Here is a 20,099-nt window from a genome sequence, read left to right as displayed (position 1 = left end):
CCCGCCCATATCGTCGCTCAATTCAACGTCTTGCGGGCCCCCCATAGGACAAATTTCGTCCTATGGGGACCCCTCATGACACACCGCGCGCCGCGCACGAACTCTCACCGAAGCGGCGCCGGCCGATCAGCGGGCCGGAGTGTCAGCCTCGCAGGTACTGCGAACCGTGCGTGACGGCCGACCAGGCGTCCACGGCGCCGTGGCCGTAGAAGCCGTTGAACGAAGCGTCACCGGTGCAGGTCGCGGTGAAGGAGGCGTCCCGGCCTTCCTTCAAGTAGTCCACGGTCCGCGGCACCGGACAGGCGATCTCCGAAGCCGTGCCTTCGAGCACCCGCTGCACCGCGTCCGGGTCCATTCCGAAATCGCGTGAACCCTTGCCGTACTGCGAAATGATGAGCGCGGCGACACCGGTCGCGTGCGGCGACGCCATTGACGTGCCCTGCAGCCACTGGTAGTAGCCGACGCGGCCATCGGCGGCGGTCGCCTTCTGGATGCCGGCGGTGACACCGTCGGGCGTGAGGTTCCCGGCCGCGTCGATGTTGCCTGCGGCGACGCCGACGTTGCGCGGGTACGTCGAGAGGATCTCGTTCTCGAGTGTGCGGAACCACGGGGTACCGAAGTAGTCACGGAAGTAGCCGCCGGGCGCGGAGACCGAGATCTGCTCAACGCCGTAGTTCGAGTAGTCCGCCTTCGCCTGCGACGGGCCGAAGGACGAGACGCCGATCGTGTGCGGGCCTTCGACGGGCAGCGAGAGACAGCTCGCGTTGTCGATCGGCCGCGGGTGCGTGCTGTTCGACGGGTAGCCCGGGCTCGCCACGTCCGTCTGCGGAGTGGCGAGGTCGCTGTGCTGGTTACCCAGCGAGACGACCTGGCTGACGCCCTTGCGGTGCGCGTAGTTCAGCGCGCGGGTCGTCGCCTCGATGATGGTGCGCTGCTCGGCCTGCTGCGCGGGTGTGTCCGCGGCGTTCGCGGCACAGTTGTACAACCACGGGTCCGTGTAGAATGACATGTTGACGACGTCCACACCGGCGTCGCCGGCGTAGGTGATCGCGTCCACGGTCGACTGCAGGAAGAAGAAGCCCGAGTCCTGTCCGGCGCGGATGCTCACCAGCGTCACGTTCGGAGCGACGCCCGAGACGCCGAAGCCGTTCGCAGCGGCGCCGATGGTGCCGGCGACGTGCGTGCCGTGCCCGTTGTCGTCGTGGTCCACCGGGTCGACGCAGCTGCGGTATTCACACGGACCATCGACGACGGCGCCGTTGACGTCGGCGACGATGTCCTTGGTGAAGTTCCGCGACGCGGCGCGGTCGAAGTTCGGCGCGATGTCCGGGTGGCTGCCGTCGACACCGGTGTCGATGATGCCGACCTTCACCCGCTTGTCGCCCGGCTGCTTGGTGCGCGAAAGATCCGATCGGACGGACTTGAGGCCCCAGAGCTGATCGTCGAGCGGGTCCATGCCCGCGGTCTCCGGCTGCGCCGGCTTCTTGGCCGTCGCGGCGGCGCGGCTTTCCTGCTCGACGCCGTTCGGCTTGACCTTCGCCTTGCCGTTCTTCGGCGCGGTGCCGATCGGCTTCGCTTTGGCGGCACCGAAAACGGAGCGGTCCGCGGAGACCCGCTCGGCGAAGCCGTTGGCGGGCGCGGTCGCGGTGATCAGGCCGACAGCGGCGTTGCTGGTCACCACGCTGCCACCGGCGGCGCGGATCGCCTTTTCCACCGAAGCGACATCGTGCCCTTCACGGGCCAGAACGGAGAATTCGGTCGTCGCGCCGGAAAGCTGCGGCTGCGCGGACGCCGTCGGAGCCGCCACGATCGCACCGAACAGCGGTACCGCGAGCGCGACGACGAGAGATCTGGATCTTTTCATTTCCTGCCTCCAAAAGAAACGATTCATGCAAACTACGTCAGCGATCCACGCGGATCAACGAAGTCCCTACGAAAGTCAGGGGACGACCGTTTTCGCCTCCGCGAAATGACAAGCGGACAAATGCCCATCGGTCCGCTTGATCAATTCGGGTTCCTGATCGGCGCAAATGTCCTGGGCCTTCCAGCACCGGGTGCGGAACCGGCAGCCGGACGGCGGATCCAGCGGGCTCGGCACGTCCCCTTCCAGGCGAATCACCTGCCGCTGCCCACGCAAAGCCGGGTCCGCGACGGGGACCGCGGACAGCAACGCCTGCGTGTACGGATGCGACGGACGTTCGTAGATCTCCTCTTCCGTCCCCATTTCCACGATCTTGCCGAGATACATCACCGCGACCCGCGTGGAAAGGTGACGGACAACGGACAGGTCGTGTGCGATGAACACATAGGAAAGGCCGAATTCCTTCTGCAGCTCACCGAGCAGGTTCATCACCTGCGCCTGGATCGAAACGTCCAGCGCGGAAACGGGCTCATCGCAGATGATGACCTTCGGCCGCAACGCCAGCGCCCGTGCGATCCCGATGCGCTGCCGCTGCCCGCCGGAGAACTGGTGCGGGTAGCGGTTGATGTGCTCGGGGTTGAGCCCGACGACGTCGAGCAGGTCCCGGACCTTCGCCGCCCGCGATCCCTTCGGCGCGACCTCCGTGTGGATCTCGAAGGGTTCGCCGATGATGTCGCCGACCGTCATCCTCGGGTTCAGCGACGTGTACGGATCCTGCAGGACGATCTGGATCTCACGCCGCAGTTTCCGCAGGCCGGCACCCCGCAACGCGAAGATGTCGCGGCCTTCGAACGTCGCGAGCCCGCCCGTCGGCTCCTCCAGCCGCATCAGCACCTGGGCCAAAGTGGACTTTCCGCAGCCGGATTCTCCCACCACCCCCAGGGTTTCCCCCGGCATGAGGTCGAAGGAGACCCCGTCGACGGCCTTCACGTGGCCGATCGTGCGTTTGAAGAGCACGCCGGCCCGCACCGGGAAGTACTTCACCAGATCCTGGACACGCAGAATGGGTTCAGGCACGGCTGCTCACCACCTCGTCGGCGAAGTGGCAGGCACTGACCCGGCCGAAGCCCAGGCTCCGCAAGGCCGGTCGTTCGGACTCGCACCGCGAAACAGCCCGTTCGCACCGGGGATGGAATGGACAGCCGGGTGGGATGTTCAGCAGGCTCGGCGGCAGCCCCTTGATCGTTTCCAGTGTCTGTCCTTTGAGGTCCAATCGTGGCAGGGACGCCATCAACGCCTCGGTGTAGGGATGCCCCGGCGAGCGGAACAATTCGGTGACCTCGGCCTGTTCGACGATCCGGCCCGCGTACATCACCGCGATCCGATCGGCGACCTCGGCGACCACCGCGAGGTCATGGGTGATCAGGATCAGCCCCATCTGCCGCTCGGACTGGATTTCCGCCAGCAGATCCATGATCTGGGCCTGCACGGTGACGTCGAGCGCGGTCGTCGGCTCGTCGGCGATCAGCAGATCCGGGTCGAGCGCGAGCGACATCGCGATCATCGCGCGCTGCCGCATCCCGCCGGAGAACTGGTGCGGGTACTCACGGATCCGCCGGGCGGCGGCCGGGATGCGGACGGTGTCGAGGAGTTCGATCGCCCGTTTACGTGCGTCCTTTTTGGACATCCCGAGCCGGACGGTCAGCTGTTCCTCGATCTGGAACCCCACGGTGAAGACCGGGTTCAGCGCGGAAAGCGCGTCCTGGAAGATCATCGCGATCTCCCCGCCCCGGACCTCACGCCGCCGTTCTTCGGTGGCGGTGAGCAGATCCTCGCCGCGATAGCGGACGGCTCCGCCGGTGACGACGGCGGGCGGACTGTCGAGGATTCCCATCACCGTCTGCGCCGTCACGCTCTTACCCGAACCCGATTCCCCCAGTACCGCAAGGGTTTCCCCGGCGTGCACGGCGTAATCGACCCCGTTGAGCACGGTCGCGACGCCGTCCGAGGTACGGAACTCGACGTGCAAATCCTCTACTTCGAGGAGCAGTTCGTTGGGCACGCCGGTCACCTGGCCTTCGGATCGAGCGCGTCGCGGATCCCGTCACCGAGCATGACGAACGCGAGCACGGTGATGGTGACGAACCCGGCCGGGAACAACAGCATGTGCGGGTTCACCCGGAAGTAGTCCCGCGCGTCGCTGATCATCACGCCCCAAGAGACGACCGGCGGCCGCACGCCGACGCCGAGGTAAGCGAGAGTCGCCTCCGCGCCGATGAACGCGCCGAGCGCGATGGTCCCGTAGACCAGCACCGGCGCGACCGTATTCGGCAGCAGGTGCCGGAACACGATACGCGGCGTGCTCGCGCCGAGCCCGCGTGCGGCCTTGACGTAGTCGAGCTGCTTGGCCACCAGCGTCGCCGACCGCATGATGCGCATCGCCACCGGCCAGCTCAGTGCCGCGATCGACACCACCACCTGCACGATGATGGTGACCGCGCCGGGATTCGTGCCGGGGGCGTTGAACGTCGTCAGGATGACGATCGCGCCGAGAACGAACGGCAGTGCCGCGAAAATGTCGCCGATCCGGGAAAACAGGCTGTCGACGAGCCTGCCGTAATACCCGGCGATGATCCCGACGGTCGAACCGATCAGGATCGTCAGCACCGTCGCGAAGACACCGACCAGCAACGACGCCCGCGCGCCGTGGATGGTCCGCGCGTAGACGTCGTAACCCTGGTTGTCGTAACCGAACCAGGCGTCCGCGGACGGGCCTTCGTTGGCGCGGGCCAGATCGCTGAACCCGGCCGCACGTGAAGTGAACAAATCGGGTGCGATCGCGATGAGCACGACGAGCGCGATGATGACGGCGGAGATGACGAAGGACGGCCTGCGGCGCAACATCCGCCAGGCGTCGCCGCCGAGACTGCGTGGCTTGTGCGCCAGCGCGGAATTGTCGACGACACCGGCGGCCGCGATGTCCACTGAGGACACGCCGCCTGCCACATTCGGGTCAGTCATAACGGATCCTCGGGTCGAGAACGGCATAGAGCAGGTCGACGATGAGACTCACCAGCAGGTACACGACCACCAGCAGGACGACGACGCCGGTGACGGTGGCGCCCTCCCGGTTCTGGATGCCGCGGAAGATGAGCCCGCCGATGCCGTTGATGTTGAACACGCCTTCGGTGACGATGGCCCCGCCCATGAGCGCGCCGATGTCGGTGCCGATGAAGGTCAGCACCGGGATCACCGAGTTGCGGAGCAGGTGCACACCGACGACACGGCTGCGCGGCTGTCCTTTCGCGACGGCCGTGCGGACGTAGTCGGCGTGCCGGTTCTCCGCGATGCTCGCTCTGGTCAACCGGGCGATGTAGGCCATGGACAGGCTGCCCAGCGCGATCCCTGGCACGATCAGTTCGCCGATCGTGGCGTCCTCGGAGACGCTCGCGTCGATGAGGCCCCATTCCGAACCCAGGACGATCTGCAGCACGATCGCGGTGACGAACACCGGGATCGAGATCAGGAACGTGGTGGACATCAACACGAGGTTGTCGAGGAAACCCTTGCCGCGCAGGCCGGTCAGGATACCGGCGGACAAGCCGATGATCGCTTCGATGGCGACCGCGATGAAGGCGAGCCGGACGGTCACCGGATAGGCGTTCCCGATCAGCTCGCCGACCGAGACACCGTTGAAGGTCTCACCCCAGTCGCCGGTGAACAGGTTGCCGAGGTATTTGAAGTACTGGACGAAGATCGAATCGTCGAGATTGAACTTCGCGGTCATCATCTCGATGTAGGCGGGCGGGCAGGCGACCTGTCCGCATTTGCCGGCGAACGGGTCACCGGGCACCGCCCATACGAGGGCGTAGATGAGGAACGTGGTGCCGAAGAAGACCGGGATCAGTTGGAGCAGCCGACGGAGGATGTACTGGGACATGGGCGTGCCGTCCTGGAGATCGCGTGGTGGGAGCCGGGATTCCGGCCTGCCGGGAGCGGTGGTCCACCACTCCCGGCAGGCACGACCACGCGATTACTTCGCTGCGACCTCGATGGACGAGTAGTCCGCGAGACGGCCGAAGTCGAGCTTCGCGACCTTCAAGCGGTTCGACTTGCCGCCGACGCCCTTCTCCTCCCACACCGGGATCTGCGGCAGGTCCTTCGCGATCAGGTCCTCCGCCTGCTGGTACAGCTTGATCGCGGCCGCCTTGTCGGCGGTCTGGTCCGCCTGCTGCAGCAGCGCGTCGACGGCCGGGTTCTTGTACGTCGAGTCGTTCGACGAACCGGTGCTCTTGTAGCGCGGGTTCAAGTAGTTCTCGATCGACGGGTAGTCGGCCGACCAGTCGGAGCGGCCCATCCCGGTCAGTTTCCTGCCGTTGACGATGCTGCGCCACTGGCCGAAGTCGGTCGCCGGGGCGAAGTCGCATTCGACGTCGAGTGCGTTCTTGATGCTGTTGCACGCCGCGACCAGCGGCTCCTTACGGCCGCCGTCCGCGTTCGAGGCGATGGTCAGCTTGCCGGTGTACCCGGACTTCGCCCAGAACTCCTTGGCCTTCACCGGGTCGTATTTGCAGAACTCGCAGACGCCGGGCCGGAACCCCTCGATACCGCGCGAAACATAGCCGTCGGCAGGCGAGTAGGTGTCGTTCATGACGGTCTTGACGATCTGCTCGCGGTCGATCGCCAGCGAGATCGCCTTGCGCAGGTCCAGGTTGTCGTAACCGGGGACGTAGTACGGGATCGCGAGCGCGCTGATGCCGAGCAGGTTCCCTTCGACCAGCCGCTCACCGAGGTCGGTCTTGTACTTGCCACCGGCCTTCGCCGCCGGCGGGAGCGCCTCCATGAAGTCGAGGCGGTTGCTCAGCAGGTCCTGGTACGCGGTTTCCTGGCTGGTGTAGATGCGGACTTCCAGGTCCTTGAACTTGACCTTGTCCTCGCCCTGGTATTCGTCGAACCGCGTGAGCTTCATCGACTGATTGGGCGTGCGCGAAACGAATTTCAGCGGACCATTGCCGATCGGGTTCTTGGCGAACGCCTCCGGGTCGGCGAAGAACTTGTCCGGCAGCGGCGCGAAGGCGAGGTATCCGATCTTGGTGGCGAACACCGAGAACGGGCCCTTGAGGGTGACCTGGAACTCGTAGTCGTTCACGATCTTGAGCCCGGACATCTCCTTGACGGACGGCTCTTTCGCGCTGATCTCGTCGTAGCCCTGGATCTGCTCGAAGAACGACGCGTTCTGCATGCCGTTCTTGCCGTTCGCGCTGTAATTCCAGGCGTCGACGAAGTTCTTCGCCTTGACCTCGGTCCCGTCGTGGAACTTCCAGCCCTTTTTGAGCTTGATGTCGAAGATTTTCGAATCGGTCGTGGTGATCGATTCGGCCATCAGGTTGTACGGCTCGGCGGTGTCGGATTTGTAGCCGACCAGCGCCGAGAAGACCGGTTTGAGGGCTTTGGACCCACCGAGTTCGTTGGTATTGGCGGGGATCAGCGAGTTCTCCGGCTCGGTGCCGTAGACCGAAACCGCCGCGTTGGCGTCGGTGGCGCCGGATCCCTTGTCTTCTTTGGAGGACCCACCACCTCCACAGGCCGTCAGCAGCAGGGCCGCCGTGGCCACCACCGCCGTCGCTCCCCAGAACCCGCGTGAAGCCCGCATGTCCCCTCCAACTCTCGTCGTCGGATAGTCCGGCGGGCGCTGGTCGCGCCCTACCGCCCAGAAGGTGAGACGACGCTATGGGAGACGTGAAGGCGATCACAGTGCGTTGGTGTTGCAAATGTGTGACGGTGTGCCGGACCACCCGGTTAGAGCACAACGTTGGTAGGAACCCGGTTGCGCCGAACAGCCTAACCCGGACAGGAGGTCACCAAGTGATCACCGACAGAAATGGCTTCATGTAAGAGAAAACCGGCGATCAGGCGAGCGAGAGCGCGATCCCGTCGAGGATGTCGTGCTCGGAGATCACCAGTTCGCCGGGACCACTCCGCGTGGCGAACTGCTCGGCGAGGACCTGCACGATCACCGAGCCGCCGCCGATCACGTCGACGCGGCCCGGGTGGATCACCGGGTTCGCGGCGCGGGTCGCGTGGTCGGCGGTGAGCAGCGACCGCGCGACGCGGTCGATGTCGGCGCGGGAAAGCTTCGAAAGGTGGGTGCGCTCGGAGTCGTACTCGGGCAGTCCCTGCGCCACGGCGGTCAGCGTCGTGACCGTCCCGGCGACGCCGATCCAGGTCTTGGCGGCGGAGACGTCCACGACGTCGAAGGCCTCGGCGAGCACTTTCCCGGCCAGCTCGCGCGCTTCGGCGATCTCGCCGGCGGTCGGCGGGTCGGACTTCAGCGCGCGTTCGGTGATCCGCACACAGCCGATGTCGACCGATTTCGCCGCGATGACCTCGGCCTTGCGGCCGTCCCAGGTGCCGACGACGAGTTCGGTCGAGCCGCCGCCGACGTCGACCACCACGAAGGGACCGTCATCCGGGTCCTGCTCGCCGACGGCGCCGGTGAAGGAGAGCCGGGCCTCCTCGTCACCGCTGATGACCTCGGCCTCGGTGCCGAGCACCTCGCGCGTCATCGCGAAGAACTCGTCGCGGTTGCTCGCGTCACGGGTCGCCGACGTCGCGACCATGCGGACCTTCTCGACGCCCTTGCGGCGCGCGGCGATCGCGTAGTCGGCCAGCGCCTTGCGGGTGCGCTCCAAGGCCTCGGGAGCCAGCTTGCCGGTGGCGTCCACGCCTTGGCCGAGGCGGACGATCCGCATCTCGCGGTGCAGATCGCGCAGGTCGACCGTCCCGTCGTGACGCGGGGTCAGCTCGGCGACAAGCAGGCGGATGGAGTTCGTTCCACAGTCGATCGCGGCAACACGAGGCATACCCGGAGATTACAGCGGAGCGAAGGCTTTCCGTTGAGGGTGGTGGCGGGGGCATGGATGGACTAGTCAATGCCGATCAAGTGGGTTTGGTGCTATTGCTCGTCGACGTCACCGTCGTCGTCGTTGTGGTCGTCGTCGGCGAGGAACAGGTCGGCGGCGGTGCCGGGGTTTTGCTCGTGGACGTCGGGTTCGTGGTCGAAGTCGGGACCGTCTCCGTCACGGTGACCGGCGAGCACGGCGGCAACTTCGTGCTCGACGAGCTCGGCGGCTTCGACGGCGAAGAAGAAGAATTCGTCGGCGGCAACGAAGTCGACGACGGCGGCGGTGTCACCGAACCCGGCGGAGTCGGCGGCACCGGAGGCGGCGGCACCGAGGCAGGCGGCGGTGCGGCCGCGGCGTTCGGGGCGCCGACGGGCACCTTGCTGTCCGGCGTCGGCAGCACTCCCGTGCGGTAGGCCTCGGCCCAGATCAGCACGGTGTTCACATACGTGTCGGAGTTGTTGTAGCGGAACACCGCCGCGCGCAACTGGTCCGGTTTGGACAGATCCAGTCCGCCAGAGCACAGGTACCGGCCGGTGCCCAGCGCCGCGTCGAAGATGTTGTTCGGGTTGGACTCGCCGTCGCCGTTCCCGTCGGAGGCATAGCCTGCCCAGGTCGACGGGATGAACTGCGTCGGGCCGACGGCGCGGTCCCAGACCGGGTCGCCGTCGTATTTGCCGCCGTCGGTATCCGGGATGGCCGCGAACGGCCCGGCGCCGTTGAGCTGCGGACCGAGAATGGGTTCAAGGGTGTTGCCCTTGGCGTCGACGTAACCGCCGCGCGCGTGGTTGGACTCGATCCGGCCGATACTCGCGATCAAAGCCCAGTCGATATGACAACCGGGCTGTTCGGCGATGAGGATGTCGGCGGCGTTGCGGTACGCGGCGAGCGCGGTGACCGGGATGCCGAGCGGTCCGTTGGGGAGTTCGTCCGCGGGGAGCGGGAGCGGGGTGGGCGCGTTCGGCAGGCTGCCGTCGACGCCGATCTGCTGGACGAGCGGGTTCTTCGGGTCGTAGCCGCCGACGAGTGCGACGTTGTCGGAGTGGATCGTGCTCGCCGTCGCGGCCCAGCTGCCGGCACCGATGACCGCGGCGCAGGCCGGGAGGATGGCGAGGACACCTCCGGTCACCGCGGCGATCGTGCGATGCCGGAGACAGAGTCTGCGTGCGGCTCGAGGTACGTGTCTCAGGCGAGAGCCCATGGATACAGCACCGGTCGCCGCGCCTGGCACGTGCCTCACGCGCATACCTCAGAACCCTCCCGGCGGACCGCGCCAAAGCGATCCGTTACTTGCCCACCCGACAACCCACGTCTGGTGCCCAGCCTGCCGCATGCGGTGACCGGATTCACCCCATAGGGGCGGACCAGTTGGTCGATAACGGGTGAATTAACCCACCTGGAGGAACTATCTGTACACCGGGGGTCGGCGTTACCCCTGGCAGTCACCCGTCGGCCACCCGTTCGCTTTGAGCAACGCGAGGGTTTCGTCCCCGAAAGGGTTCACGCCGGGGCCGACGGCGAGCGTATGCGCGAGGTGGACGTGGAGGCATTTGACGCGTCCTGGCATCCCGCCCGCGCTGACCTGGTGGCCGAGCGAGTCGATCGCGTCGCGTTCGGCGAGGTAGCTCTCGTGGGCCCGCTGGTAGACGGCCGCCAGCTCGGCGTCCTCCGCGAGCCGGTCGGTCATCTCCTTCATCACCCCGGTCGCTTCGAGCGTGCCCACCAGGGAAGTGAGCTTCGAGCACGTCAAGTAGTAGAGCGTCGGGAAGGGTGTGCCGTCTTCGAGGCGAGGACTGGTCTGCACGACCGACGGGTGACCGCTCGGGCAGCGCGCCGCGACGGCACGCAGCGCACGGGGTGCCCGCCCGAGCTGTTCCGCGATGATCTCGCGGTCGGCGTCGGTCACAGGCTTATAAGACGACTTTTCCGTGCTGTTCACGCCACCAAGGCTAACCGGGGAGCTTCAGCCGCCCGCGACCTGATCCCACAGCTTCTCGTACCAAGAGCCTTCGGGCACCGGCTGCTGCCCCTGCGGCTGTCCCTGCTCGGGCGCCTTGTCCTCCGGCAACTGCACGATGTACGGCGTCTCGCCGGGCTTCACGAAACCGAAGCGCTTTCGGGCCTCGGCCTCGATCTGGGCGGGGTCGCTCAACTCGGCCTTGCGGCCTTCGAGGTTGGCGACGCTTCGCTGCAGTTCGGACTGCAACCGCTGCTGCTCGGTCACCTCGGACTTCTGGCTGAGGTACGTGCGCAGCGGGACGGCGATGGTGAACGCGAGCGCGCACACCACGATCGCCACCACCGCGGCCCGGCGGGTGGTGGACATGCCGAGCACCTTCGCGGCACCCGATGCCCTCTTCGCCGCCAGGTTGCGGCGCAGCCGGGTTCGGGCGTGGACCTCCGTCGTCGTCGTGCGACGGGCACGCTCCGGTCGGCGGCCCCTGCTGGAGCCGCCGCCGTCCGCGCGCCCGCTACGACGGGTCCGCGCCCTCCCCCGGTCCGCCATCATCTTTATCGCGCCTTCACTGTCCGACTAGGGCGTGTCTGACAAATGACACTTCCGGCTCACGCGTCCGGGCTGAACCGCGGGAAGGCGAGATCGCCGGCGTAGCGCGCCGCGTCGGCGAGGGTCTCCTCGATCCGCAGCAGCTGGTTGTATTTGGCGATCCGCTCACCGCGCGCCGGGGCGCCGGTCTTGATCTGGCCGACACCGGTCGCGACGGCGAGGTCGGCGATGAAGGTGTCCTCGGTCTCGCCGGACCGGTGGCTCATCATCGACTTGTAGCCGTAGGAGGTGGCCAGCGAGATCGCGTCGAGGGTCTCCGACAGCGTGCCGATCTGGTTGACCTTCACCAGCAGCGCGTTGGCGGCGCGGCGGGTGATGCCCTCTTCGAGGCGGTCCGGGTTGGTGACGAAAAGGTCGTCGCCGACGATCTGGACCTTCTCGCCGACCTCGGCGGTCAGCTGGACCCAGCCGTCCCAGTCGTCCTCGCTCAGCGGGTCCTCGATGGACACGAGCGGGTAGTCACGCAGCAGTTCGGCGTAGTAGGCCGACATCTGCTCGGCGCTCTTCTTCGCGCCTTCGAAGGTGTACGCGCCGTCGGAGAAGAACTCCGTCGCGGCGACGTCGAGCGCGAGCGCGACGTCGCGGCCCGGGGCGTACCCGGCCTTCTCGATCGCCTGAAGGATCAGGTCGAGCGCTTCGCGGTTGTTCTTCAGGCTGGGCGCGAAGCCGCCTTCGTCGCCGAGGCCGGTCGCCAGGCCGCGGCCCTTCAGGACCGACTTCAGCGAGTGGTAGACCTCGGTGCCCCAGCGCAGGGCCTCGCGGAACGACTCGGCGCCGATCGGCGCGATCATGAATTCCTGGATGTCCACCTCGGTGTCGGCGTGCGCGCCACCGTTGAGGATGTTCAGCATCGGCACCGGCAGCACATGCGCGTTCGGCCCGCCGAGGTAGCGGAACAGTTCCAACTCGGCCGATTCGGCGGCCGCCTTCGCGACGGCGAGCGAGACGCCGAGGATGGCGTTCGCGCCGAGGCGGGACTTCGCCGGCGTGCCGTCGAGGTCGACCAGCTTCTGGTCGACGATGCGCTGGTCGACGGCGTCGGTGCCGACCAGATCCGGGCCGATCTCGTCCAGGACGGCCGCGACCGCGCGCTCGACACCCTTGCCGTTGTACCGGCCGGTGTCGCCGTCACGCAGCTCGACGGCTTCGTGTTCGCCGGTGGACGCACCCGAGGGGACCGCGGCCCGCGCCAGCGTGCCGTCGTCGAGAGCCACCTCCACTTCGACCGTCGGGTTGCCTCGCGAGTCCAGAATCTCGCGAGCGCCTACCTGCTCGATGAGCGCCACGCCATGCTCCTCATGTGGGTTGTGCCTGCGGTGACGGGGCCCAGCCTAGCCGTCGGCGTCGTTCACTCGTTGGAGGCACGCGCCACATCGGACCTACCCAACCCTCTTCCCCGCCGCCCCCTCAACGAAGGAGCTGCCTAATCCGTGGCAGGTTCACCCGCACGGACTTCGCGCCAGCCCGACGGAAGCTCGACGGTGTCCGAAAACTGCTGCCAGAACGTCCAGCTGTTGCCGCCGATGTCGGACACGGTGAACACGCGGGCGCCGTAGGGCTGGTCCTGGGGCGCGTCGAGGTCGGCGTCGTCGCCGAGGGCGGCGCGGATCCGCTCGTACTGCGCGTCGGCGTCGGCGACGTAGATGATGTTCAACTGGCCGACCGGGCCGTCCGCGCCCTTCGCTTCCCAGTACTCGGGACCGACCCCGGCCAGCTGGATCTTGGCCGGACCGGCGCACAGTGTGGCCTGGAACACCTCGCCGGAGGCGTCGGCGAAGCGCACTTCTTCGGTGAATCCGAACACTCTGACCAGCCACGCGACCGCTTCGGTCGCGTCGGTGTAGTAGAGGTACGGCGCGAGTCCGAGGTAGCCAAGCTCGGGCGTTTCGTCATCGGCGCTGTCGGCGTGATCGCCGCTGTCGGCACTGCTCATGGCAGGACAGTCCACCATGACCGTTTCAGCTCCTCGTGAACGGCCCTGCCCCGGGGTAAAGTGGAGCGAACCATGATGGATGCCGAACCCGACCCTGAACCCGGTCCGGACTCTTCCGGCGAAGCCCGGTTCCATGCCTTCCGTCAGGCCGAGGCGCTGGTCGAAAGCCGCAGACCGCTCGACGCTCTCAAAGCCCTCGAGCCGTTGCTGGAGCACGAAACCGACAAACCGAGCGTGCAGCTGCTGGCGGGACGCGCCTATTTCCATTCCGCTCAGTTGCGGCGGGCGGAGCGCGCCTTCACCCGCGTGCTGGAACTGGACCCCACTGATCATTACGCGCGGTTCGTGCTCGGGCGGACCCTGCAGCGCCTCGGCCGGTTCACCGAGGCGCTCGCGCAGGTGCGCATCGCCTCGGCGATGCACCCGATCCCGGAGTATCTGGAAGCGATCGGCGAGCTCAACGCGCGTATCGCGCTGAGGGACTGACCCCCGCGGGAGCAAGGGACCTTTGCTGTCACTTCGACTTGGCCCGCAGATGCGCCCGCTCACCCTGCTTCCCGAACAGCACCAGCAGTTCCACCGGCCCCGGCCCCGCGCTGCCGAACCAGTGCGGCACGCGCGTGTCGAACTCCGCGGCCTCACCCGGCCCCATCGTGAAGTCGCGGTCGCCGAGTACCGCCCGTAACCGTCCACTGAGGACGTACATCCATTCGTAGCCTTCGTGCGTCCGTTGCACCGGCTCGATGTCCTCGACCGGGATCAGCAGTTTGAACGCTTGCGGCTGACCTGGTTGCGCGCTCAGCGACCAGGCGGTGAAGCGGCCGAACTTCTGCGATTTCATCCGGACCCGGGGGTCGGACGGCTCTGGCTCACCCACCAGCTCGTCGAGCGGGACCTTGTGTGCCTCGGACAACGTCAGCAACAGTTCCAGGGTGGCCTTCCGCGTGCCCGATTCGAGCCGCGAGAGCGTGCTGGCGGAGATCCCCGTCGCTTCCGAAAGCGCGGAGAGGGTGGTGCCACGCTCCTTGCGGAGCTGTTTGAGCCTCGGGCCGATCTCGGCGAGCCGCCGTTCGATGTCCTCCATCCCCCCAGTTTGCCAAACCGGCAATGAACTTTGCCAGATACCCGCCGGATGCGGATGCTCGGCACCATGAAGAACGAATTCGATGTGGTGATCATCGGTGGCGGCGTCGCGGGTCTCAGCGCGGCACTGGTCCTCGGCCGGGCGCGGCGCGACGTCGTCGTGATCGACGGCGGCACTCCGCGCAACGCGCCCGCCGCGCACGCGCACGGCTTCCTGACCAGGGACGGCGTTCCACCCCAAGAACTACTGGAGCTGGGACGCGAGGAGGTCCGCGGTTACGGCGTCGAGTTCGTCGACGACGTCGTCTTCCGGCTGCGCCACGACAAGACGGTGGAGCTGGCGAGCGGCCGCGTCATCACCGGGCGCCGGATCCTGATGACCACCGGGCTGGCCGACGAGCTACCCGACGTCCCCGGCGTGGCCGAGCGCTTCGGCACCGACGTGCTGCACTGCCCGTACTGCCACGGCTGGGAAGTACGCGACCGGCGCTTCGGCGTCCTCGCCACCTCCGACAAGTCGGTCCACCAGGCGCTGATCGTCTGGCAGTGGAGCAAGGATCTGACGTTCTTCACCCACACGCAGGAGATCTCGGCCGAAGACCGGGCGAAGCTGACCGGGCTGGGCGTCCGGATCGTCGACGGCAAGGTGTCCGAACTCGCCGTCGAAAACGACCGGCTGACCGGCGTCCGGCTCGTGAACGGCGAGCTCGTCGAACGCGACGTCGTGTTCGTCGGCCCGAAGTTCGTCCCGCACGACAAGCTTCTCGAACAGATCGGCTGCCAACGGACCGAAACCGGTTTCGTCGCGGTGGACGAGCAGGGGCGCACAAGCGTGGACGGCGTCTGGGCGGCCGGGAACGTCGTCGATCCGATGGCGCAGCTCGTCGTCGCGGCGGGCGCGGCCTACAAACTGGCGACGGTGCTCAACTTCGATCTGGTCACCGAGGATCAGGGCGCGACGCTGGCGTCCGCGTAGGCGTCGGCCGCACTGAAGACTTCCTGGACGTAGGGAACGGCCGGGTTGAACACTCGCATCGCTTTCCACCAGCCGGCCGGGGTCGCGACGTCGTCACCGTCGGCGCACAGGTAGCGGGCGGCGGCGAAGGCGGCGTCGTCGAGATTCTCCGGATCCGGCTGTTTCCCGTCTCCGCTGGCCCGCACGGCCTGCTTGGCCCAGACGTCCGGCGTCAGCGTGATCGGTCCGGGCCTGCCCTGCGCCGCCTCGACATGGGCGATCCCGGCGAGGGTCGCCCACGAGAGGTGACAGCCCGGCTTCTGACGGCGGAGCCACATCTCGGCCCGGCCGTAAGCGGAGAGATCGGTGACGGCGATCCGTGTCTTCCCGGCCACGCGCCGCGCCCAGGTGTCGAGTTCGGCCACGTCGGAAACCTTGGGCCGGTCGGGCGGCGCGGCGAGCCCGGCCCGCGGCGTCGCCACCCCCGGCTGCGGTTTCTGATCCGGGACCGCGAGCGCGGGCTGGGGTTCCGCCGGTTTCGGCGGTTCCTCCCCGCCGGGCCGGTTCACCCCGACGGTCATGATCAGTACCACGGCGGTGAGGACGAGCCCACCGGCCAGCGCCAGCCTGGGGATGTACGGGCGCACGGGCGGACGTGGGAACTCTTCTGGGGCATCGACACTCGACTGGGTGGTTTCGGCCACCCGGCCACAGTACTTCGCCACACTGCTGGGTGTTGACCCCTTTGGTGGGCAATGCCGGCCGACGGTAAACCTTCCACGCGTCGGCCGTCGGCAGCCGATTCGTTATGTGATTTCCGTCGGTCGCGCTGACCTGCGGATGGACTCTGCGAGCCCGTCCGATCAAGGTCTATTCAGGCGTTTCGTCCACATTCGCCGCACCCCTCCCCGGCTGGACTTTCAGGCAAGGCTTACCTAAAAACATGGAGTTCGGTACGACGACCAGGGAGAACGACGTGTGGTTCGCGAGTGCGCTCATCGGGCTGCGTGAAGGTCTGGAAGCCGCCCTCGTCGTCAGCATCCTCGTCGCTTTCCTGGTCAAGACCGATCGGAAGCACGCGCTGCGCTGGGTCTGGCTCGGTGTCGGCGTCGCCGTCCTGCTGTCGATCGGGGTCGGCGCGATCCTGACCTACACCACCGCCCAGCTCTCGTTCGAACAGCAGGAACTGCTCGGCGGTGCCCTGTCGATCGTCGCGGTCGCGTTCGTGACGGCGATGATCTTCTGGATGCGCAAAGCGGCGCGGAGCATCGCCGCCGAACTGCGCGGGAAGATGGACGACGCACTCGACGTCGGCCCGCTCGCCGTCCTCGTCCTGTCGTTCATCGCCGTCGGCCGTGAGGGCCTGGAGACGGCGGTGTTCTTCTACGCAGGCGTGCAGACCGCACAGGGCGGGACGAGCGAACCGCTGATCGGCTTCACCGCCGGCATCCTCGCCGCGGTGGCGCTGGCGTACCTGCTCTACCGCGGCGCCGTCCGGTTCGACCTCGGCAAGTTCTTCACGATCACCGGGGCACTGCTCGTGTTCGTCGCCGCGGGGGTGCTCGGTTACGGCCTGCACGACCTGCAGGAAGCCGCGTTCCTGCCCGGCCTGGACACGCTCGCGTTCGACGCCTCGGCCGTCCTGCCGGAGACCAGCTGGTACGGCGCCCTGCTCAAGGGGATCTTCAACTATTCGCAGCGGACCACCCTCCTGCAGGCCGCGGCATGGGTCGCGTACGTGGTCATCGTGCTGCCGCTTTTCCTCAGGCCCAAGAAGAAGGTCGCGGCGGCTCCCGCCGCGACCGCTGTTTAAGGAGTGACCCGCGTGTCCCTGCCTCGTCGATTCCCGCTCGCCGCGCTCGCCGGCGTCGGCGCCTTGGTGCTCACCGCCTGTGGCGGCGAGGAGGTCCCCGCCGCGGCGGGTGGCCCGATCAAGGTCGAGGCGTCGGACAGCGCCTGCGCTGTCTCGGCCACCACCGCGAACGCGGGCAACGTGACCTTCGAGATCACCAACAAGGGCAGCAAGGTCACCGAGTTCTACCTCTACGCCGAGGGCGACCGGATCATGGGCGAGGTCGAGAACATCGCGCCAGGATTGAACCGGCGTCTCATCGTCGAGGTCGCCGAAGCGGGCAAGTACCAGACCGCGTGCAAGCCGGGGATGACCGGCGCCGGCCTCCGGGGCGATTTCACCGTCAGCGGTGGCGCCGCGAAGCAGGCCGACCCGAACTCGCAGAAGGCGCAGGCGGTCAAGAGCTACGCGGAGTACGTCGCGAACAACACGAAGGCACTCGAAGAGGAGACGGCCAAGTTCGCCGACCTGGTGAAGGCGAAGAAGGTCGACGAGGCGAAGGCCGCGTACGCCCGCACCCGCGTTTACTTCGAACGGGTGGAGCCGGTGGCCGAGAAGTTCGGCGACCTCGACCCGAAGATCGACGTGCGCGAGGCCGACCTCGAAGCAGGGCAGAAGTTCACCGGATTCCACCGGCTGGAGAAGGACCTCTGGGTCACCGGGCTCCAGGCCGACGCGGCACAGATCGCCGACCAGCTGCTCGCCGACGTCAAGGAACTGGCCACCAAGTCCGCCGCGCTCGAATTGAACGCGCTCGACCTGGCCAACGGCGCCAAGGGACTGCTCGACGAGATCGCCACCGGCAAGATCACCGGCGAGGAGGAGGCGTTCTCGCACACCGACCTCTCGGACTTCCAGGGCAACCTCGATGGTTCGAAGGCCGCGATCAACTCGCTCCGCCCGCTGCTGCAGGTGAAAGACCAGGCCCTGGTGTCCACTTTGGACAAGGAGTTCGGCACTGTGCAGGCGTTGCTGGACAAGCAGCGCGAAGGTGACGGCTTCAAGCCGTACACCGCGCTGAGCAAGGACCAGGTCAAGGAGTTCGCGTCGGCGGTCGACGCGCTGAGCGAGCCGCTGAGCAAGGTCGCGGAGGTCTCGGCGCAATGACCGGGACGGAGCACACCCGGGTCTCCCGCCGGAAGTTGTTCGGTATGGCGGGAGCGGGTGCCGCTCTCGTCGGTACGGGCGCGGCGGCCGGGATCGGCGCCGAGCGGCTCTTCGGCGAGGGCGATCCGGCGCAGGCGGCACAGCAGATCGTCGCGTTCCACGGCGAGCACCAGGCCGGGATCGTCACACCCGCGCAGGAGAACCTGCACTTCGTCGCGCTGGATGTCACGACGAAGGACCGCGAAAAGCTCGTCAAACTGCTGCGCACGTGGACGGACGCGGCCCGGCGGATGACCGCGGGCCAGGAGATCGGGACGGGTGGCGCCGTCGGTGGCGCCCCCGCCGCCCCGCCGAGCGACACCGGCGAGGCGCTCGACCTGGCGGCGTCGTCGCTGACGCTCACCATCGGTTTCGGCCCTTCGCTGTTCGACGACCGGTTCGGCCTGGCCGCGAAACGCCCGGCCGCGTTGATCGATCTCCCCCTGTTCCCGGCGGACAAACTCGACCCGGCGCGCGGTGGCGGTGACATCTGCGTCCAGGCTTGCGCCGACGATCCGCAGGTCGCGGTGCACGCGATCCGGAACCTGGTGCGGCTGGGCTTCGGCGTCACCGAGGTGCGCTGGTCACAACTCGGGTTCGGCCGGAGCTCGTCGACGTCGCGGGCGCAGTCCACGCCGCGGAACTTGTTCGGATTCAAGGACGGGACACGGAATCTCAAGGCCGAGGAGACCGATCTTCTCCGCGACCAGGTGTGGACGACCGCCGAGGACGGCCAGCCGTGGATGGCGGGCGGTACCTTCCTGGTGGCGCGCCGGATCCGGATGCACATCGAGACCTGGGACCGGGAATCGCTGAAGGGCCAGGAAGCCATCGTCGGCCGGACCAAGGGCACGGGCGCGCCGCTTGGCCAGGCCGCCGAGTTCGACGAGCCCGATTTCCACGTCGGCGGCGCCGGCGGGGAGAAGCTGATCCCAAAGGACTCGCACGTCCGGCTGGCCTCGCACGAAAACCTGAACGGGGCCAGGATCCTGCGGCGCGGCTACAACTTCGTCGACGGTTCCGACGGCGTCGGGCACCTCGAAGCGGGGTTGTTCTTCCTCGCCTTCAACCGGGACACGCGCAAGCAGTTCGTGCCGATGCAGCAGGCGCTGTCGTCGAAGGACGCGATGATGGAGTACCTGCGGCACACCGGCTCCGCGCATTTCGCCGTGCCTCCGGGCGTGCGTGAAGGCGGTTTCTGGGGCGAGGGCCTGTTCTCTTGACCTCAAGTTAAGTCGAGGTCCCACACTGGGTCCCATGTTCAGTGAAGCGGAACTCGACTACCTCGCCACCCAGGGACTCGGGCGGCTGGCCACGGCGCAGCCGGACGGGACACTCCAGGTCAGCCCGGTCGGCTACACCTACAACACCGAGACCAGGACGATCGACATCACCGGCTACGAACTGGCGAAGAGCAGGAAGTTCCGGAACGTGGCCGAGAACGGCCGGGCCGCGTTCGTGGTGGACGACATGCCGTCGCAGGATCCGCCGCGAGTCCGTTGCCTGGAGATCCGCGGCCGCGCCGAAGCGCTGCCCGGGACCTTCACCGCCGACGGCCACTTCGACGGCGCGGTGATCCGGATCCATCCGTCGCGGATCATCAGTCTCGGCGTCGACGACCCGGACCACGATCCGCTGGACCTCGTTCCGCACAACCGGAACGTCTGACTCCCGCGCACACAGACGACCAAGTGTCATGAGGGGTCGGCGGATTCATGCGGTCGTCGCAACATGCTCTATTTAGGACAGTAGCAGGTTGAGTTTTTCTTGGGGTGTAAGCCAGTCCAGTGTTTTGCGGGGG

The 20,099-nt window shown here is 67.2% G+C and carries 21 protein-coding genes; 7 read left to right on the top strand and 14 right to left on the bottom strand.

Features of this window, described 5'->3' with window-relative positions; translation table 11 throughout:
- Window positions 1–142: 142 nt before the first annotated feature.
- From AB0M65_RS31455 to AB0M65_RS31410, 10 genes are all read right to left on the bottom strand, one after another.
- Window positions 143–1,864 carry a S8 family serine peptidase gene (locus AB0M65_RS31455; protein ID WP_364035684.1) on the bottom strand — a complete coding sequence of 574 codons (1,722 nt, stop codon included), beginning with the start codon at window positions 1,862–1,864 and terminating at the stop codon, window positions 143–145.
- Window positions 1,865–1,939: 75 nt separating this feature from the next.
- Window positions 1,940–2,938 (bottom strand): dipeptide ABC transporter ATP-binding protein, encoded by a 999-nt coding sequence (locus AB0M65_RS31450; protein ID WP_364035681.1) that lies wholly within the window; start codon window positions 2,936–2,938, stop codon window positions 1,940–1,942.
- Window positions 2,931–3,923: an ABC transporter ATP-binding protein gene (locus AB0M65_RS31445; protein ID WP_364035678.1), complete on the bottom strand. Its 993-nt coding sequence runs from the start codon at window positions 3,921–3,923 to the stop codon at window positions 2,931–2,933. The genes AB0M65_RS31450 and AB0M65_RS31445 overlap by 8 nt, the downstream gene beginning before the upstream one ends.
- Before the next feature lie 5 nt (window positions 3,924–3,928).
- Window positions 3,929–4,882, bottom strand: a complete 954-nt coding sequence (locus tag AB0M65_RS31440) for an ABC transporter permease (protein ID WP_364035675.1) — start codon at window positions 4,880–4,882, stop codon at window positions 3,929–3,931.
- Window positions 4,875–5,801 (bottom strand): ABC transporter permease, encoded by a 927-nt coding sequence (locus AB0M65_RS31435; protein WP_364035672.1) that lies wholly within the window; start codon window positions 5,799–5,801, stop codon window positions 4,875–4,877. The genes AB0M65_RS31440 and AB0M65_RS31435 overlap by 8 nt, the downstream gene beginning before the upstream one ends.
- A gap of 93 nt (window positions 5,802–5,894) precedes the next feature.
- Complete coding sequence (locus tag AB0M65_RS31430) at window positions 5,895–7,514, bottom strand: ABC transporter substrate-binding protein (protein ID WP_364035670.1); 1,620 nt, start codon at window positions 7,512–7,514, stop codon at window positions 5,895–5,897.
- A gap of 256 nt (window positions 7,515–7,770) precedes the next feature.
- Complete coding sequence (locus tag AB0M65_RS31425) at window positions 7,771–8,724, bottom strand: Ppx/GppA phosphatase family protein (protein WP_364035667.1); 954 nt, start codon at window positions 8,722–8,724, stop codon at window positions 7,771–7,773.
- Window positions 8,725–8,800: 76 nt separating this feature from the next.
- Window positions 8,801–10,009, bottom strand: coding sequence for a lytic murein transglycosylase (locus AB0M65_RS31420; RefSeq protein ID WP_364035664.1), 1,209 nt, complete (start codon window positions 10,007–10,009; stop codon window positions 8,801–8,803).
- 183 nt (window positions 10,010–10,192) lie between these two features.
- On the bottom strand, window positions 10,193–10,702 hold the full coding sequence (locus AB0M65_RS31415) for a DUF501 domain-containing protein (RefSeq protein ID WP_364035662.1): 510 nt from the start codon (window positions 10,700–10,702) through the stop codon (window positions 10,193–10,195).
- A gap of 24 nt (window positions 10,703–10,726) precedes the next feature.
- On the bottom strand, window positions 10,727–11,089 hold the full coding sequence (locus tag AB0M65_RS31410; protein WP_364035659.1) for a septum formation initiator family protein: 363 nt from the start codon (window positions 11,087–11,089) through the stop codon (window positions 10,727–10,729).
- On the opposite strand from AB0M65_RS31410, the gene AB0M65_RS31405 reads away from it, so the two are divergent.
- On the top strand, window positions 11,088–11,300 hold the full coding sequence (locus AB0M65_RS31405; RefSeq protein ID WP_364035656.1) for a hypothetical protein: 213 nt from the start codon (window positions 11,088–11,090) through the stop codon (window positions 11,298–11,300). The genes AB0M65_RS31410 and AB0M65_RS31405 overlap by 2 nt on opposite strands.
- A gap of 28 nt (window positions 11,301–11,328) precedes the next feature.
- Here the strand turns inward: AB0M65_RS31405 and eno are convergent, their stop codons facing one another.
- Both eno and AB0M65_RS31395 read right to left on the bottom strand, forming a co-directional pair.
- Window positions 11,329–12,615 (bottom strand): phosphopyruvate hydratase, encoded by a 1,287-nt coding sequence (gene eno / locus AB0M65_RS31400; protein WP_364035653.1) that lies wholly within the window; start codon window positions 12,613–12,615, stop codon window positions 11,329–11,331.
- A gap of 137 nt (window positions 12,616–12,752) precedes the next feature.
- Window positions 12,753–13,262: a VOC family protein gene (locus tag AB0M65_RS31395; protein WP_364035650.1), complete on the bottom strand. Its 510-nt coding sequence runs from the start codon at window positions 13,260–13,262 to the stop codon at window positions 12,753–12,755.
- A gap of 72 nt (window positions 13,263–13,334) precedes the next feature.
- On the opposite strand from AB0M65_RS31395, the gene AB0M65_RS31390 reads away from it, so the two are divergent.
- Entirely contained in the window at window positions 13,335–13,748 is a 414-nt protein-coding gene (locus AB0M65_RS31390; protein WP_364035647.1) for a tetratricopeptide repeat protein, read from the top strand.
- 28 nt (window positions 13,749–13,776) lie between these two features.
- Here AB0M65_RS31390 and AB0M65_RS31385 read toward each other — a convergent pair whose 3' ends face one another.
- A complete protein-coding gene (locus tag AB0M65_RS31385) occupies window positions 13,777–14,346 on the bottom strand; it encodes a helix-turn-helix domain-containing protein (RefSeq protein ID WP_364035644.1) in 570 nt (189 codons plus the stop codon).
- A gap of 66 nt (window positions 14,347–14,412) precedes the next feature.
- Between AB0M65_RS31385 and AB0M65_RS31380 the strand changes: the two genes are divergently transcribed.
- Window positions 14,413–15,321, top strand: coding sequence for an NAD(P)/FAD-dependent oxidoreductase (locus AB0M65_RS31380; RefSeq protein ID WP_364035641.1), 909 nt, complete (start codon window positions 14,413–14,415; stop codon window positions 15,319–15,321).
- On the opposite strand, the gene AB0M65_RS31375 is transcribed toward AB0M65_RS31380, so the two are convergent.
- A complete protein-coding gene (locus AB0M65_RS31375) occupies window positions 15,294–16,004 on the bottom strand; it encodes a murein transglycosylase (protein WP_364035638.1) in 711 nt (236 codons plus the stop codon). The genes AB0M65_RS31380 and AB0M65_RS31375 overlap by 28 nt on opposite strands.
- Before the next feature lie 272 nt (window positions 16,005–16,276).
- Here AB0M65_RS31375 and efeU point away from each other — a divergent pair, with 272 nt between their 5' ends.
- From efeU to AB0M65_RS31355, 4 genes are read left to right on the top strand one after another with little or no spacing between them, the layout of a single operon-like run.
- On the top strand, window positions 16,277–17,113 hold the full coding sequence (gene efeU, locus AB0M65_RS31370; RefSeq protein ID WP_364035690.1) for an iron uptake transporter permease EfeU: 837 nt from the start codon (window positions 16,277–16,279) through the stop codon (window positions 17,111–17,113).
- Window positions 17,114–17,131: 18 nt separating this feature from the next.
- On the top strand, window positions 17,132–18,259 hold the full coding sequence (gene efeO / locus AB0M65_RS31365) for an iron uptake system protein EfeO (RefSeq protein WP_364035687.1): 1,128 nt from the start codon (window positions 17,132–17,134) through the stop codon (window positions 18,257–18,259).
- Window positions 18,256–19,521, top strand: a complete 1,266-nt coding sequence (gene efeB, locus AB0M65_RS31360; protein WP_364035635.1) for an iron uptake transporter deferrochelatase/peroxidase subunit — start codon at window positions 18,256–18,258, stop codon at window positions 19,519–19,521. The genes efeO and efeB overlap by 4 nt, the downstream gene beginning before the upstream one ends.
- Window positions 19,522–19,555: 34 nt before the next feature.
- Window positions 19,556–19,966, top strand: a complete 411-nt coding sequence (locus AB0M65_RS31355; RefSeq protein WP_364035632.1) for a PPOX class F420-dependent oxidoreductase — start codon at window positions 19,556–19,558, stop codon at window positions 19,964–19,966.
- Window positions 19,967–20,099: the final 133 nt, after the last annotated feature.

This window comes from Amycolatopsis sp. NPDC051071 (genome assembly GCF_040682875.1).
Taxonomy (GTDB): Bacteria; Actinomycetota; Actinomycetes; order Mycobacteriales; family Pseudonocardiaceae; genus Amycolatopsis.
Note: the sequence above shows the minus strand (reverse complement) of the source record. Positions and strands in the feature narration are given on the sequence as shown.

Excerpts from the sequence above, each read along its gene's own strand:
- AB0M65_RS31380 (WP_364035641.1), top strand. The coding sequence starts at position 14,413 with ATGAAGAACGAATTCGATGTGGTGATCATCGGTGGCGGCGTCGCGGGT.
- AB0M65_RS31405 (WP_364035656.1), top strand. The coding sequence starts at position 11,088 with ATGCCGAGCACCTTCGCGGCACCCGATGCCCTCTTCGCCGCCAGGTTG.
- AB0M65_RS31430 (WP_364035670.1), bottom strand. The coding sequence starts at position 7,514 with ATGCGGGCTTCACGCGGGTTCTGGGGAGCGACGGCGGTGGTGGCCACG.
- AB0M65_RS31420 (WP_364035664.1), bottom strand. The coding sequence starts at position 10,009 with ATGCGCGTGAGGCACGTGCCAGGCGCGGCGACCGGTGCTGTATCCATG.
- AB0M65_RS31395 (WP_364035650.1), bottom strand. The coding sequence starts at position 13,262 with ATGAGCAGTGCCGACAGCGGCGATCACGCCGACAGCGCCGATGACGAA.
- efeB (WP_364035635.1), top strand. The coding sequence starts at position 18,256 with ATGACCGGGACGGAGCACACCCGGGTCTCCCGCCGGAAGTTGTTCGGT.
- AB0M65_RS31355 (WP_364035632.1), top strand. The coding sequence starts at position 19,556 with ATGTTCAGTGAAGCGGAACTCGACTACCTCGCCACCCAGGGACTCGGG.
- AB0M65_RS31435 (WP_364035672.1), bottom strand. The coding sequence starts at position 5,801 with ATGTCCCAGTACATCCTCCGTCGGCTGCTCCAACTGATCCCGGTCTTC.
- AB0M65_RS31385 (WP_364035644.1), bottom strand. The coding sequence starts at position 14,346 with ATGGAGGACATCGAACGGCGGCTCGCCGAGATCGGCCCGAGGCTCAAA.
- AB0M65_RS31440 (WP_364035675.1), bottom strand. The coding sequence starts at position 4,882 with ATGACTGACCCGAATGTGGCAGGCGGCGTGTCCTCAGTGGACATCGCG.
- AB0M65_RS31455 (WP_364035684.1), bottom strand. The coding sequence starts at position 1,864 with ATGAAAAGATCCAGATCTCTCGTCGTCGCGCTCGCGGTACCGCTGTTC.
- AB0M65_RS31425 (WP_364035667.1), bottom strand. The coding sequence starts at position 8,724 with ATGCCTCGTGTTGCCGCGATCGACTGTGGAACGAACTCCATCCGCCTG.
- AB0M65_RS31390 (WP_364035647.1), top strand. The coding sequence starts at position 13,335 with ATGATGGATGCCGAACCCGACCCTGAACCCGGTCCGGACTCTTCCGGC.
- AB0M65_RS31410 (WP_364035659.1), bottom strand. The coding sequence starts at position 11,089 with ATGTCCACCACCCGCCGGGCCGCGGTGGTGGCGATCGTGGTGTGCGCG.